The sequence below is a fragment of the Actinomycetospora sp. CA-084318 genome, from assembly GCF_050955885.1.
GTDB lineage: Bacteria > Actinomycetota > Actinomycetes > Mycobacteriales > Pseudonocardiaceae > Actinomycetospora.
On sequence record NZ_CP192098.1, the window covers coordinates 393,934 to 406,738 of the forward strand.

Annotated in this window: 14 protein-coding genes; 10 read left to right on the forward strand and 4 right to left on the reverse strand. The window is 74.2% G+C overall.

Annotation, left to right across the window (positions count from 1 at the left end; genetic code table 11):
- The first annotated feature begins 83 nt into the window (after positions 1 to 83).
- Positions 84 to 950, forward strand: coding sequence for a hypothetical protein (locus ACQPYX_RS01905; RefSeq protein WP_433801216.1), 867 nt, complete (start codon positions 84 to 86; stop codon positions 948 to 950).
- Positions 951 to 1,116: 166 nt separating this feature from the next.
- The gene (gene topA / locus ACQPYX_RS01910; protein WP_433801217.1) at positions 1,117 to 4,062 is read left to right on the forward strand and encodes a type I DNA topoisomerase; all 2,946 of its coding nucleotides are present in this window, start codon (positions 1,117 to 1,119) and stop codon (positions 4,060 to 4,062) included.
- A 1-nt stretch (position 4,063) separates the two neighbouring features.
- Here the strand turns inward: topA and ACQPYX_RS01915 are convergent, their stop codons facing one another.
- Entirely contained in the window at positions 4,064 to 4,762 is a 699-nt protein-coding gene (locus ACQPYX_RS01915) for a DUF998 domain-containing protein (RefSeq protein ID WP_433801218.1), read from the reverse strand.
- A 72-nt stretch (positions 4,763 to 4,834) separates the two neighbouring features.
- Here ACQPYX_RS01915 and ACQPYX_RS01920 point away from each other — a divergent pair, with 72 nt between their 5' ends.
- Positions 4,835 to 5,494 (forward strand): TetR/AcrR family transcriptional regulator, encoded by a 660-nt coding sequence (locus ACQPYX_RS01920; protein ID WP_433801219.1) that lies wholly within the window; start codon positions 4,835 to 4,837, stop codon positions 5,492 to 5,494.
- Positions 5,495 to 5,579: 85 nt separating this feature from the next.
- Positions 5,580 to 6,350 carry an excalibur calcium-binding domain-containing protein gene (locus ACQPYX_RS01925; RefSeq protein WP_433801220.1) on the forward strand — a complete coding sequence of 257 codons (771 nt, stop codon included), beginning with the start codon at positions 5,580 to 5,582 and terminating at the stop codon, positions 6,348 to 6,350.
- 1 nt (position 6,351) lies between these two features.
- Here the strand turns inward: ACQPYX_RS01925 and ACQPYX_RS01930 are convergent, their stop codons facing one another.
- The gene (locus tag ACQPYX_RS01930; RefSeq protein ID WP_230757205.1) at positions 6,352 to 6,534 is read right to left on the reverse strand and encodes a hypothetical protein; all 183 of its coding nucleotides are present in this window, start codon (positions 6,532 to 6,534) and stop codon (positions 6,352 to 6,354) included.
- A gap of 91 nt (positions 6,535 to 6,625) precedes the next feature.
- Between ACQPYX_RS01930 and ACQPYX_RS01935 the strand changes: the two genes are divergently transcribed.
- Both ACQPYX_RS01935 and ACQPYX_RS01940 read left to right on the forward strand, forming a co-directional pair.
- Positions 6,626 to 7,120 carry a hypothetical protein gene (locus ACQPYX_RS01935; RefSeq protein ID WP_433801221.1) on the forward strand — a complete coding sequence of 165 codons (495 nt, stop codon included), beginning with the start codon at positions 6,626 to 6,628 and terminating at the stop codon, positions 7,118 to 7,120.
- A 37-nt stretch (positions 7,121 to 7,157) separates the two neighbouring features.
- The gene (locus tag ACQPYX_RS01940) at positions 7,158 to 8,366 is read left to right on the forward strand and encodes a DNA polymerase III subunit delta' (RefSeq protein WP_433801222.1); all 1,209 of its coding nucleotides are present in this window, start codon (positions 7,158 to 7,160) and stop codon (positions 8,364 to 8,366) included.
- Positions 8,367 to 8,373: 7 nt separating this feature from the next.
- Here the strand turns inward: ACQPYX_RS01940 and ACQPYX_RS01945 are convergent, their stop codons facing one another.
- A complete protein-coding gene (locus ACQPYX_RS01945) occupies positions 8,374 to 9,213 on the reverse strand; it encodes a hypothetical protein (protein WP_433801223.1) in 840 nt (279 codons plus the stop codon).
- Positions 9,214 to 9,322: 109 nt separating this feature from the next.
- Between ACQPYX_RS01945 and ACQPYX_RS01950 the strand changes: the two genes are divergently transcribed.
- From ACQPYX_RS01950 to ACQPYX_RS01965, 4 genes are all read left to right on the forward strand, one after another.
- A complete protein-coding gene (locus tag ACQPYX_RS01950; protein WP_433801224.1) occupies positions 9,323 to 10,396 on the forward strand; it encodes a serine hydrolase in 1,074 nt (357 codons plus the stop codon).
- 16 nt (positions 10,397 to 10,412) lie between these two features.
- Positions 10,413 to 10,871, forward strand: a complete 459-nt coding sequence (locus tag ACQPYX_RS01955; protein ID WP_433801225.1) for an ArsR/SmtB family transcription factor — start codon at positions 10,413 to 10,415, stop codon at positions 10,869 to 10,871.
- A gap of 63 nt (positions 10,872 to 10,934) precedes the next feature.
- Complete coding sequence (locus ACQPYX_RS01960; RefSeq protein WP_433801226.1) at positions 10,935 to 11,357, forward strand: hypothetical protein; 423 nt, start codon at positions 10,935 to 10,937, stop codon at positions 11,355 to 11,357.
- Positions 11,344 to 11,913 (forward strand): DUF3558 domain-containing protein, encoded by a 570-nt coding sequence (locus ACQPYX_RS01965; RefSeq protein ID WP_433801227.1) that lies wholly within the window; start codon positions 11,344 to 11,346, stop codon positions 11,911 to 11,913. Before ACQPYX_RS01960 ends, ACQPYX_RS01965 begins: the two co-directional genes overlap by 14 nt.
- A 431-nt stretch (positions 11,914 to 12,344) precedes the next feature.
- Here the strand turns inward: ACQPYX_RS01965 and ACQPYX_RS01970 are convergent, their stop codons facing one another.
- Positions 12,345 to 12,794, reverse strand: coding sequence for a YbaK/EbsC family protein (locus ACQPYX_RS01970; RefSeq protein WP_433801228.1), 450 nt, complete (start codon positions 12,792 to 12,794; stop codon positions 12,345 to 12,347).
- Positions 12,795 to 12,805: the final 11 nt, after the last annotated feature.

The window sequence follows — 12,805 nt, forward strand, 5'->3', positions numbered from 1 at the left end:
GTGACGCTCGCGGACAGGGTGGGGCGACGACACCCGGCGCGTGACCGACCACGGTTCGAACGCATGTTCTAGAGTGCGCGCGCGTGGGGCAGATGTCGTTCTACTCGGCGGACGCCCTGCCGCGCGCGGTCACCGATCTGGAGGGCGTGCTCTGCGCCGGCGGGGGCATGTCCCTGTTCGGCCGCGGCACGGCCGCCCGGCTCACGATCGTCCTCGGGAGCCCGCCACCGCCGCCCGAGAGCGAGGAGGAGCCCGCCGACGAGGACGAGGCACCGGCTCCCGACGACGTGCCGGTGCCGGTCGTGCGGGCACCGTCGGTGCCCGACCCCACCCCGGAGCCCCGCACCTGGGAGGAGGGCGTCGACGAGATCTACGACGACGACCTCCCGGTCCGCGACGACGGCCCGCCGCCCGACCCGGAGCCCGCGCCGACCCATCGTGAGGGGAGGATCGAACCTCTCCGACCGCTCGAGGGGTCCCCTCACGCGGGGGTGGGGGCGCAGGACCCGGAGACCGAATGGCGGGCGCACGCCCTGTGCTGCGCCTTCCGCGGCCGCGGGGTGCCGGCCGAGGTGGACCGCCTGCCGGACGGACGTCCGGTGGTGCGCAGTGCCTTCCGCGCGGACCTGCTGCCCCTCGCCGAGCACTGGCACACCGACCCGAAGCACGCCCCGGATCCGCTCCGGCTGGACGGCCCCCGGCTGCGGCTGTGGGTCCTGGCCGCCGGGCGCTGGGCGGGCCGTGCCTACACTCTCGGTCTCGACCCGCTCGCACCGACGACGCACGAGCCCTTGCTTACGGCGTGTCAGCGGGCGGGCCTCGGCGCCACCCTCGCCGGGGACTCCGACGACCCCGTCGTCCGGATCGTCGGGCGGGCGCGGCAGCGTCGGCTCGCCGAACTGGTCGGGGGCCGGCCGCGGCACCTCCACGACGGGGTGTGGCCGGACTGACGGATCCGATTCGGGCTCGTGACCAGCGGGAATCGGTGGGTGGATCGGGAACGACCGCACGGCGGACGACGTTCTCGATGGCACGGAGGTCGCCGTGAGGCACACTGGCGACGAGTGGGGGACCCGAGAGCGGGCCGCCACGAGGCGACGAGACGAGGCATGACTGGTGGCAGCGCGAGAGGCGGCGGCTGGGAAGTCGGGCACGACGTCGGCACGGAGCGCAACCGCGACGGCCGACGAGACGTCCGCTCCGACCCAGCGCGCCCGCGCGTCGAGCACGCGCAGGAGCACGGCCAAGGGCGGCGGGCGCAAGAACGGCACCGGCACGGCGACGCCCGCGGGTGACGGCAGCCGCCGGCTCGTGATCGTCGAGTCGCCGGCCAAGGCCCGCAAGATCGCGGACTACCTCGGCTCGAGCTACATCGTCGAGTCCAGCCGCGGCCACATCCGCGACCTGCCGCGCGGCGCGGCCGACGTGCCCGCCAAGTACAAGGGCGAGAGCTGGGCGCGGCTCGGCGTCGACGTGGACAACTCCTTCGAGCCGCTCTACATCGTCACGCCCGACAAGAAGTCGACCGTCACCGAGCTCAAGGACGCCCTCAAGGAGGTCGACGAGCTCTACCTCGCGACGGACGGCGACCGCGAGGGCGAGGCCATCGCCTGGCACCTGCTCGAGACCCTGAAGCCGAAGGTCCCGGTCCGCCGGATGGTCTTCCACGAGATCACCGAGTCGGCGATCCGGGCCGCCGCCGCGAACCCGCGCGAGCTCGACCACGACCTGGTCGACGCCCAGGAGACCCGCCGCATCCTCGACCGCCTCTACGGCTACGAGGTCAGCCCCGTGCTGTGGAAGAAGGTCATGCCGAAGCTCTCGGCGGGCCGGGTGCAGTCGGTGGCCACCCGCGTGATCGTCGAGCGGGAGCGCGAGCGCATGGCGTTCGTCTCCGCCGGCTACTGGGGCATCGACGCGCAGCTCAACACGGGCGCGGGCGACCAGGCCAACCCGCAGACCTTCAAGGCGGGGCTCACGAAGATCGGCGACCAGCGGGTCGCCACCGGCCGCGACTTCGACGCCCGCGGGCAGCTGAAGTCCGACAACGTCCACCGTCTCGACGAGGCCTCGGCCCGTCGGCTGGCGGAGGCCCTCGGCTCGAGCGACTACTCGGTCGCCGAGGTCGAGGAGAAGCCCTACACGCGCAAGCCCTACGCGCCGTTCATGACCTCCACGCTCCAGCAGGAGGGCGGCCGCAAGCTGCGGTTCTCGTCCGAGCGGACGATGCGCACCGCGCAGCGGCTGTACGAGAACGGCTACATCACCTACATGCGTACGGACTCCACGACGCTCTCGGAGACCGCCATCAACGCCGCGCGCAGCCAGGCGCGCGACCTGTACGGCGCCGAGAACGTCGCGGAGCAGCCGCGCCAGTACACGCGCAAGGTGAAGAACGCCCAGGAGGCCCACGAGGCCATCCGGCCCGCGGGGGACACCTTCCGGACGCCGGGTCAGGTCGCCGGGGAGCTCGGCGGCGACGAGTTCCGGCTCTACGAGCTGATCTGGCAGCGCACCATCGCGAGCCAGATGCGCGACGCCCGCGGCACGACGATGACCGTGCGCATCGAGGCCACCGCCGCCACCGGCGAGGTCTGCACCTTCACGACGTCGGGTCGCACGATCACGTTTCCCGGCTTCCTGCGGGCCTACGTGGAGACCGTCGACGAGCTCGAGGGCGGCCAGGCCGACGACGCCGAGTCGCGGCTGCCCCGGCTGCAGGAGGGGCAGGGCCTCACCGCCGACGAGCTCGACCCGTCCGGGCACTCGACGAGCCCGCCTGCGCGCTACACCGAGGCGAGCCTCGTCAAGACCCTGGAGGAGCGCGGCATCGGCCGCCCGTCGACGTACGCGTCGATCATCAACACCATCCAGGAGCGCGGTTACGTCTGGAAGAAGGGCAGCGCGCTCGTCCCCAGCTGGATCGCGTTCGCGGTCATCGGCCTGATGGAGAAGCACTTCGGCCGGCTGGTCGACTACGACTTCACCGCGACCCTCGAGGACGAGCTGGACGCGATCGCGTCCGGCAACGCCCGGCGGCAGACGTGGCTGTCGCACTTCTACTTCGGCGGGGACGGCGAGGCGCCCAACGGGTCGAACGGCTCGAAGGCCGACGGCGTCGAGGCGTCCATGACCCAGCTCGGCGGGCTCAAGAAGCTCGTCGGGGACAACCTCGAGGGCATCGACGCCCGCGAGGTGAACTCGCTGCCGATCGTCACCGACGAGCAGGGCCGCGACATCGTCGTCCGCGTGGGCCGCTACGGGCCCTACCTCGAGCGGATGATCACCGAGGACGGCGAGGAGAAGAGCCAGCGGGCGAACCTGCCCGAGGACCTGCCGCCCGACGAGCTCGACCTCGAGCTGGCCGAGCAGCTCTTCGCGACGCCGCAGGAGGGCCGCTCGCTCGGCACCGACCCGGAGTCCGGCCACGAGGTCCTCGCGAAGGAGGGGCGCTTCGGGCCGTACGTCACCGAGGTGCTGCCCGAGGGCGCCAAGGAGAAGCCGCGCACCGGCTCGCTGTTCAAGTCGATGACGCTCCCCGAGATCACTCTCGACGACGCGCTGAAGCTCCTGAGCCTCCCGCGCGTCGTCGGGAAGGACCCGGAGACCGGCGTCGAGATCACCGCGCAGAACGGCCGCTACGGGCCCTACATCAAGAAGGACAAGGACTCGCGGTCGCTCGACAGCGAGGACAAGCTCTTCACGGTCACGCTCGAGGAGGCGCAGAAGATCTTCGCGCAGCCCAAGCAGCGGGGCCGGGCCGCGGCGAAGCCGCCGCTGAAGGAGCTGGGCAAGGACCCGGTGTCGGGCGAGACGATGGTGGTGAAGGACGGTCGCTTCGGGCCGTACGTCACCGACGGCACCGGCTACAACGCCTCGCTGCGCAAGGGCGACAGCGTCGAGACGCTGACCGACGAGCGGGCCGCCGAGCTCCTCGCCGAGAAGCGGGCCAAGGGGCCGGCGCCGAAGAAGACCGCGTCGAAGGCGCCGGCCCGGAAGGCGCCCGCGAAGAAGGCCCCGGCCAAGAAGACGACGACCACCCGGAAGTCGCCGACGACCTGAGTCACCCGGCGGGCGTCAGCAACGGCGTCCGCCGGTACAGGTCCAGGCACGTCACGGCGAGCCACGCCCAGGCCAGGATCACCGCCACCCAGAGGCCCAGCACGACGACGGGCGCGGAACTCCCGCTCGCGATCGCCGCGAAGGCGACGAGGAAGACGACCCCGGTGACCCGGCCGGACCACGGCCGCGGCGTCGGGACGGCGAAGCACGCCACGACCAGGCACAGGAAGCCGAGCCCGGCGAACACGAGGTGACCGAGCCCACCGACGGTGATCGCCGTGGCGGGCCCGGCGGGCGCGCCGGGCGGGAAGCCGTTCATCGGGTCGGCCACGAACGCGCCGGCCCCCACGAGGCCGACCCCGTAGCCGACGACGAGCCATCCGCTCCAGGGCCGTGGCGCCCGCAGCGTCCGCAGGGAGCGCGCCATCCCGACGCCCGCGGCCGCCGTCATGAGCCCACAGACGACGAACGTCGCGATCTGCACCCATCCGCCCGGGCCGTTCGCGAGCAGCGAGACGTCGTGGCGGGTCAGGTCGAACCCGTCGCGCACGAGGCCCTGCACGAGCGCGGAGACGACGTACAGCGGCCCGGCGACGAGGCCGTGGCCCAGCAGGGAGCGCGTCACGGCGGCGTGCATGTCCGCGTGCCCGCGACCCACGAGGGGGCTGCCGGAGGGGCCGGTCGGGCGGGACGTGGTCATCGTGGAGCCCTTCTGGACCGATCAGTACCGCAACTGGACCGGACGGTACCGAGCGCAGTACCGTCCGGTCCAGTGGACGAGCTGATCGTGCGGGTCGACGGTGCCGGGCCCCCCGGGCGGCGCCGGGACGAGCCCGCCCGCGCCGCGATCGTCCGGGCGGCCACCGAGCTGTTCCTCGCCGAGGGGTACCAGGCCGCCGGGACCGACCGGATCGCGGCGGCGGCCGCCGTGTCGAAGCAGACGGTCTACAACCAGTTCGGGGACAAGCGCAGCCTGTTCGCCGCCGTGGTCCTCGGGGTGACCGCCACGGCCGAGGCGTTCGGCGCGGAGCTGACCGCCGCACTCGCCGCTGTGCAGCACCCGGAGGAGGTCGTGCCCGCGCTGCGGAAACTGCTCCGGCGGTGGGCGGGAGTCGCCCTGAGCCCGCGTGTGCTGGCGATGCGCCGGCTCGTGATCGCGGAGGCCGGCCGGTTCCCCGAGCTCGCCGCCGAGTACCACCGGCGGGCCCCGGACGCCACGCTGCGCACGGTCGCGGCCGGGCTGGTGGACCTGGTCGAGCGGGGGCTGGCGCACGTCGAGGACCCCGACCGGGTCGCCGCCGACCTGGCCTTCGTGCTCTTCGGTGCCGAGCTCGACCGGGCCCTGTTCCACCCCGACAGCCCGCCGCCCGACGCCGAGCGGCTCGACGCGCTCGTCGACCACGCGTTCCGGGTCGTCCGCCCGCTCGGGTGACGTCGGGTAACGGGCAGGTCAAGATCCCCGATAGCCGGACGTCCGGGGCGCACGGTGCGCCCCGGGGGACCAGTTCGGGGGAACCGTGCGCATCGCCGCGCTCGTCGTCGGGGCCGTCACGGCCGTCGTGCTGCTTGCCGGATGCGGGCCGGAGTCGGTGCGCTCCTTCCCGACGACGAGTGGGTCGGCTCCCGCCGCCGCCTCGCCGTTGGTGGACAGCGCGGACGGCGACGTCGCCGCCGCCGAGGGGTCCACGGGCGCCATGGTCACCCGGGTCATCGACGGCGACACCTTCGTCGTCGACGGCGGCACCGAGGTCCGGGTCCTCGGGATCGACTCCTGCGAGGCGCCCACCGCGGGCGGGCGGAAGGCCACGCGAGCGGCCGAGGACGCGATCCTCGGCCAGACGGTCCGGCTCACCGCCGAGCCCGGTGTCGACCGCGACCGCTACGGCCGCGAGCTGCGCTACGTGTCCTACGCCGGCGGCGACCTCGCCGAGATGATGGTCCGCGGCGACCACACGGCGATCTACACGAAGGGGCGTAACGACGCCTCGACCGCGGTCCAGGCCCGGCTGCGCTCCCTCGACGGCAACGGCCGCACCTGCGGGTCCGCGGCCACGAGCACGAGGCAGCCCGCGCCGGTCGTCGGGAACCCGTCGCCGAAGCCGCAGCCCAAGGCCGCGCCGAAGCCGGCTCCGCAGCCCCGTCCGGTGGCCGCCGCGCCGAAGCCGGCGGCCGCCTCGTACAAGAACTGCGCCGCCGCGAAGGCGGCCGGCGCCGCTCCGCTGTACGCGGGACAGCCCGGCTACTCGAGCAAGCTGGACCGCGACGGCGACGGCGTGGCCTGCGAGTGACTCAGTCCTTGGTGTAGGAGTAGCCGCCCGGCAGGTCGACGGTCTTGCGGCCGGTCCGGCTGTTCCACGTGAACGGGCCGAGCTTGACCGAGTACGACACCGTCTTGCCCGCGTCGGAGCGCGAGACGTTCCGCCAGATCGGCAGCGGGCCGAGCCGGCGCTTCTTGCGGTAGTTCAGTCCCATACCGTTCTCCTGCCCGCCGGTCGGCGCTCCCATGCGCGTCCGACCGGGCGGGACGGTGGCCGGATTCACTCGGACGTGTGAGGCTCGGGGGATGGACGAGCGCAGGGTCGACGGGTTCACCGACCCCCTCGCCGGGTCGGACGGGACCCGGCCGTCGCGTCGGGAGGACGACCCGACGACCGCCGTGGCCCCGTCCTCGGACCTCCGGCTCCCGGGCGCGCTCGACGACGACGGCGTCGCGCGGTGGATGGACGAGGACCGGGGCCGCGCGCTGCAGCCGCTCGGGCGGGACGTGCCGCCGCCCCGCCCGATCCCGCCGCCCCGTCGGGAGCGGGTGCTGCCGCCGGAGTACCTCGAGCCGGCCTCGACGGTGGCGGAGCACGACGAGGAGTCCGCCTGGCAGCGCGAGCGGCGCGAGGAGGCCGAGTTCCGCGCGCAGTTCGGGGAGTGGCGGGTCGACGCCCGGTCGCGCTCGCCGCGGTCGACGCGCCCGCCCGGTCCGTTCGGCGGCGTCCGGCTCGGGGCACCGCTGATCGTGCTGATCGCGGTGCTCATCGCGGTGTTCGCGCTGGCCCTGCACCTGTGAGCGGAGGCTGTCGGGGGTCTGGGGCATCATCGGTGCCGTGAGCGTGTGGTCGCAGGTCGTGGGGCAGCCGGAGGCGGTCGACGAGCTGCGCGCGGCCGCCGAGCACGCGGCCCACGTCCGGTTCACCTCCGACGGGGCCGAGCCCGAGGGCGGGCCGCGGCACGCCGGCGGGATGACGCACGCGTGGCTGTTCACCGGGCCGCCCGGGTCGGGCCGGTCGGTGGCGGCCCGGGCGTTCGCGGCGGCGCTGCAGTGCCCGCGGGGCGGGTGCGACGCGTGCCAGGTGTGCCGCACGGTCCTCGCCGGGACGCATGCCGACGTGCACGAGGTGGCCACCGAGAAGCTCTCGCTCGGCGTCAAGGAGATGCGCGCGGTCATCGAGCGGGCGGCGCGGATGCCCACCACCGCACGGTGGCAGGTGGTGCTGATCGAGGACGCCGACCGCATGTCGGAGAACGCCTCGAACGCCGTGCTCAAGGCGGTGGAGGAGCCGAACGAGCGCACCGTGTTCCTGCTCTGCGCGCCGAGCGAGCACCCGGACGACGTCAGCGTCACCATCCGGTCCCGCTGCCGCCCGGTCCGGCTGCGCACGCCGCAGGCGTCGGCCATCGCCGACGTGCTCCGCGAGCGCGACGGGATCGACGCCGGGACCGCCTCGTGGGCGGCGAGCGTGTGCGGCGGGCACATCGGTCGCGCGCGGCGCCTGGCGCGCGACGAGGACGCCCGGGCGCGGCGGGAGGCGGTCCTCGGGCTCCCGCGGGCGCTGCGGGACGCGGCCGCCGCGTTCGCCGCGTCCGACGACATGCTGACCGCCGCCGAGGCCGAGATGGTCGCCCTCACCGGCTCGCGCGACGAGGCCGAGCGCGAGGAGCTCGCCGTCTCGATGGGCGCGGGCGGCACCGGGAAGGGCGTCGCGCAGGCCCAGCGGGCGGCGAAGGCCGCGGAGAAGGAACTGGAGAAGGCGCAGAAGCTGCGGCAGACCCGCGCCCGGCGCGACTCGCTCGACCGGGCGCTCGTCGACCTGGCGGGTTACTACCGCGACGTGCTCGTCCGCGGCTTCGGTGCACAGGTGGCGGCCACCCACCCCGACCGGGCGATCGAGGTGGAGGGCGCCGCGCGCGACGGCTCGCGCGAGTCCACGCTCCGGCGCCTCGAGGCCGTCCTGGCCTGCCGCGAGGCACTGGAGACGAACGTGAAGCCGCAGATCGCGGTGGAGGCGATGGTGACCGCCCTGCGCGCCGGGTAGCCGGCGGTCAGTCCTCGACGAAGACCAGGTCGGTGATCGGGACGGTCAGCGAGACCCGGTCCCCGTCCTGCGTGATGAGCTCGGAGAGGGTGGTGCGCCGACCCGCGGCCTCCACCGGGTCGTCGTCGCCGCCCTGGGCGCGGAGCCACTCGAGGAAGTCCGCGGAGGTGTCCGCGCGCAGGTAGTCGGTGGCGCGCCGGAAGAGCTTCGGCAGGATCAGCTGACCGTCCGGCCCGACGTCGGCCTGCTTCGTCAGCGTGAAGCCGCCCGACCGGTCGGCCGCCCAGACGCTGCCCGGGCCCGTCGCGGTCGCCGCCAGCTCGAGGAACCGGCGGCGCACGGGCTCCGGGGTCGAGGTGTAGAGGGTCAGGTAGGCGCGGCCGTTGCTCGTCTGCGTCGCGTTGACCGACACGTCGACGACCGTCGCCGGGTCCACCTCGTCACCGTCCTCGTGCGCGCTCGCCGCGTCCCCGACGACGAGCAGGGCGACCGGACGGCCGTTCACCTCCACCAGGGACGCGCAGATCGCGGCGGGCACCGAGTCGGGCGTCGCCGCCGTCACCGTGTCGTCGTCGTCGAACCGCACGCCCGAGAACCCGACCGCCTCCAGCAGCGTCGCGCGGGCCTCGTCGGCGAGGGGCTGCGCCTGGTCCTGGTAGTGCGTCTCGGGCGCGTCGATCGCGTCGAGGCGCAGCTGGATGCTGCCGTCCCGCTCGCTCGGCCGGACGCGTCGGCCGCTCTCCAGCCCGCGCACGGTCGCGATCTCGTCGGGGACGAACCGCACCGAGTCGCCGTCGGGGGAGTAGCCGACGACGACGAGCCGACCGCGGATCCACGTGAACGCCATGCCGGTCTCCTGCCCCGGGCCGGGTCCGGCCACGCCGTCGGGGAGGCGAACTCCCGGCGACGAGTGCTAGCTTGTCGCTATGTCGAGATTCCGGATTCTCGTAATCACGATGGCGGCGGGCCTGGTGCTCGTCGGGTGCGGAACCGCGCCGGCGGCCCCAGCCGAGCCGCCCCGCCCGGCCGACTGCCCGGCGCCCACGTCGTCGGACCTCACGACCGCGGACGGCTGGCTCGGTCGGATCGCCATGCAGCCGGACACGGTCGGAGTGCTGGTCGACGACGGGCGGGGCCGGGTCGTCGCCCATCGCGCGGACCGGTCGTTCCCGCTGGCCTCGGCGGTGAAGGTCGTGCACCTGGCGGCCTACGCCGCCGCGGTGTCCGACGGGCGGGTGCGGCCCGAGGACCGGGTGACCCGCGGGGACTGGGAGCGCTGGTACGTGCCGGGCACGGACGGCGACGCCCATCCCGCCGCGCTGCAGCGGCTCGGCCCGGGGCCGGACTACACCGTCGACCAACTCGTCACGGCGATGATCCGGGAGAGCGACAACGCCGCGGCCGACTGGCTGCGGGCGCGGCTCGGCGACGACGCCCTGCGCGCCGCGGCCGCCTCGGCCGGCTGGCAGGACGTCGAGCTGCCGGGGTTCGCCGGCGCGGCGGCCCGGCTCGCCGTGCCGGAGCTGGCGCCGAGCGGGGCGACCCACGCCCAGCTCGTGGACCTCGACGGGCGCCTCGGTCGACGGGTGGCGGACGACCCCGCGTTCCGGGCCGAGGTCGTCCGCCGGATCGGTGCCGCGGCCGCGCAGGACCCGACGGGCTTCGTCGCCGCCGCCCGCGCCTGGTCGGCCACGACGGCTCAGGGCACGCCCGCGCAGCTGCTCGGCGTCCACCGCGCGATCGCGACCGGCGCCCTTCCCGGGGCCGGCCTCGCCGCCCGCCAGCTGAGCTGGCAGGGCGCGACACCCGGCGTCGGGACCGTCGGCTTCAAGAGCGGCAGCTTCGTCGACGTCCTCACCTTCGGTGGCTTCCTCCGGCGCGACGACGGGTCCGTGGGCTACGCCGTGGTGCTCGGTCGTGACCTGCCCGGCTCCCCGCCGGTCGCCCGCCAGGTCGCCGGTCAGCAGGGGCTCGTCCTCGAGGCCCTGACCTCGCCGCGCGCGCTCGACCGGCTGGCCTGCGTCGCGTGAGTGGGACGATCACCGCGTGACCGACGACGACCGCCTCGCCGCCCTCGAGGCCCGGGTCGCGGCGCTGGAGTCGGCCGCTCCGTCGCCGTCGCCCGAGGCCGTCGACGACTCGGGGCTCGTGTCCTACGAGGGCGCGGTCCGGCTGCACGGAGAGGTGTCGTGGCGGATCGGCTACTCGCCGGCCGCCGTGGTCGACCTGCCCGCCGCCCCCACCGCCGAGGTCCTCGCCGCCCTCGGCCACCCGGTCCGGCTCGCCCTGGTCCGCCGGCTCCTGACCGGCCCGGCCTCCGCCGCCGAGCTCCAGGACGCGGCGGAGCTCTCATCGACCGGGCAGGTCTACCACCACCTGCGCGCCCTCACGGCTGCGCGCGTCGTCGAGCAGGACGGCCGCGCCTTCCGCGTCCCGGCGACGGGCGTGGTCCCGGTCCTGACGATGCTGCTCGCCGCCGGGGACATCGCGGGACTGCTCCGATGAGTTCGCCCGTTTCGTTCCCGACGACCGGTCGCGCTGGCTAGCGTGGGGCGGATGAGCGTCCCGGTGCCGCCCGGCCCGTACGCGGCGCCGACGCCGCGGGCCTCCGACCCGACCGTCCTGTCCACGGGTCAGGTCGTGCCGCGCCAGGCGATGCCGGTCGCCGACGTGGGCGACTCGTTCTCGGTCGACCTCGCGTCGGCGCCCCGGGTGCTGCAGGAACTCCGCACGGCGCGCGACCGGCTCCAGGATCTGCGGCAGGAGGCCCGATTTCTGGGCAAGATCGATCCCGGGACTCAGGACGAGGTCAGCCGGGACGCGGCGGCCGTGTTCGGAGCGGTCGCCGTCGGAGGGCCAGGCAGCCTCATCGAGGCGCTCGACGGCGGTGTGCGTCGGTTGGACGCACTCATCTCGGCGACGGAGTCGGAACTCACGCATTACCGAGCGTCGGAGTCCGCTCAGGTCGATCGATTCGATGCCGACGCGTGAGCGAGCCTGGCTGATCACGGCGCTCCTCGCCGGATGTCTCCTGACGGCGTGCGCCGGCCCCGCGACGACTGGTCAGCCTGCGAGTCCGACTTCCTCGTCGCGGTTCGGTGCGCCCGAGGTCGCGTCCCCGCGTGACGCCACGGCAACAGCATCCCGACCGTGTGAGTCGCTGCTGACGAGAGACGAACTCGCGGTGATCGGCTTTTCCGGCCAGGGTCGGTCGCGAACGTTGATCGACATACCTGAGTGCGTGTGGACGAACGGACGGGACGAGCGTCTGTCCATCGCCGTCGACACCACTCGTGATCTGCTGGCCGACACCTACCGGACGCGCCTGCTTCCGATCTTCGAGCCGACCGCGGTCGAGGGGATGCCGGCCGTGCGGCAGCGGATGCGGGTCGACGACAACACGTGCACGGTGACGACCGGGCTGGGCCCGCGCCAGGCCCTGGAGACCGAATGGTCGGGCCTCACGAACCGGCAGACCACCGACCCGTGCGCGAAGGCGGAGGAGGCCATCGCGCTCGTCGTCAGGAAGCTCCCGCCGCAGCGCTGAGCCGCCGAGCACGACCGGGAGACCGTGTCCGACGGACAGGGCGCCGAGCTTTCAGTGGCGCCGAGCGCCCGCTGGGGCGCTCCGTGCCACTGACTTCCGAGACTTGTGTGGCATCGCGGCCACTCAGGTCGCCCCGATGCCACACAAGTCCATGCGGGATGTCGAGCCGGTCCGCGAACCGGTGCCGGCGGCAACTGTTGATCAGAGGGGACAGGGCGCCGAGCTTTCAGTGGCGCCGAGCGCCCGCTGGGGCGCTCCGTGCCACTGACTTTCGGGACTTGTGTGGCATGGCGACCACTCAGGTCGCCCCGATGCCACACAAGTCCACGCGGGACGCCAGGCGCGCCGCAGAACCGATGCCGCCGGCATCGGTTCTCGCACAGGGCCCTGGCAGCCGCGGTGTGTGCGGCACGCACAGCGCTGGAAACGCCCTACTCCGCCACGTCCACCAGCGTGCCGCCCGTGGCGTCCACCAGCTCGGAGGGTGTCGCGTCGAAGACCGTGCGCGGGGAGCCGGCGGCGGCCCAGACGCGGTCCCAGGCGAGGACCCCGCGCTCGACGTAGGTGGTCACCGCGGACACGAGGCCGACCGGGGCGACTCCGCCGATCGCGAACCCCGTGCGTTCGCGGACGAAGCTGCCGGACGCCTGCTCCACCGGCTCGCCCACCACGGCGGCCAGCTTCCCGACGTCCACCCGCGTCGACCCCGACGCGAGCACCAGCACGGCCGCGTCCGTCGACGGCACGCGGAACACCAGCGACTTCACGATCTGGCCGACCTCGCAGCCCAGCGCCGCACCTGCCTCGGCGGCCGTCCGCGTCGAGTCGGGCAACTCCCGGGAGCGCCCGCCCATGCCCAGCGCGTCCAGCGCGGCCGCCACCCGCTCGACGC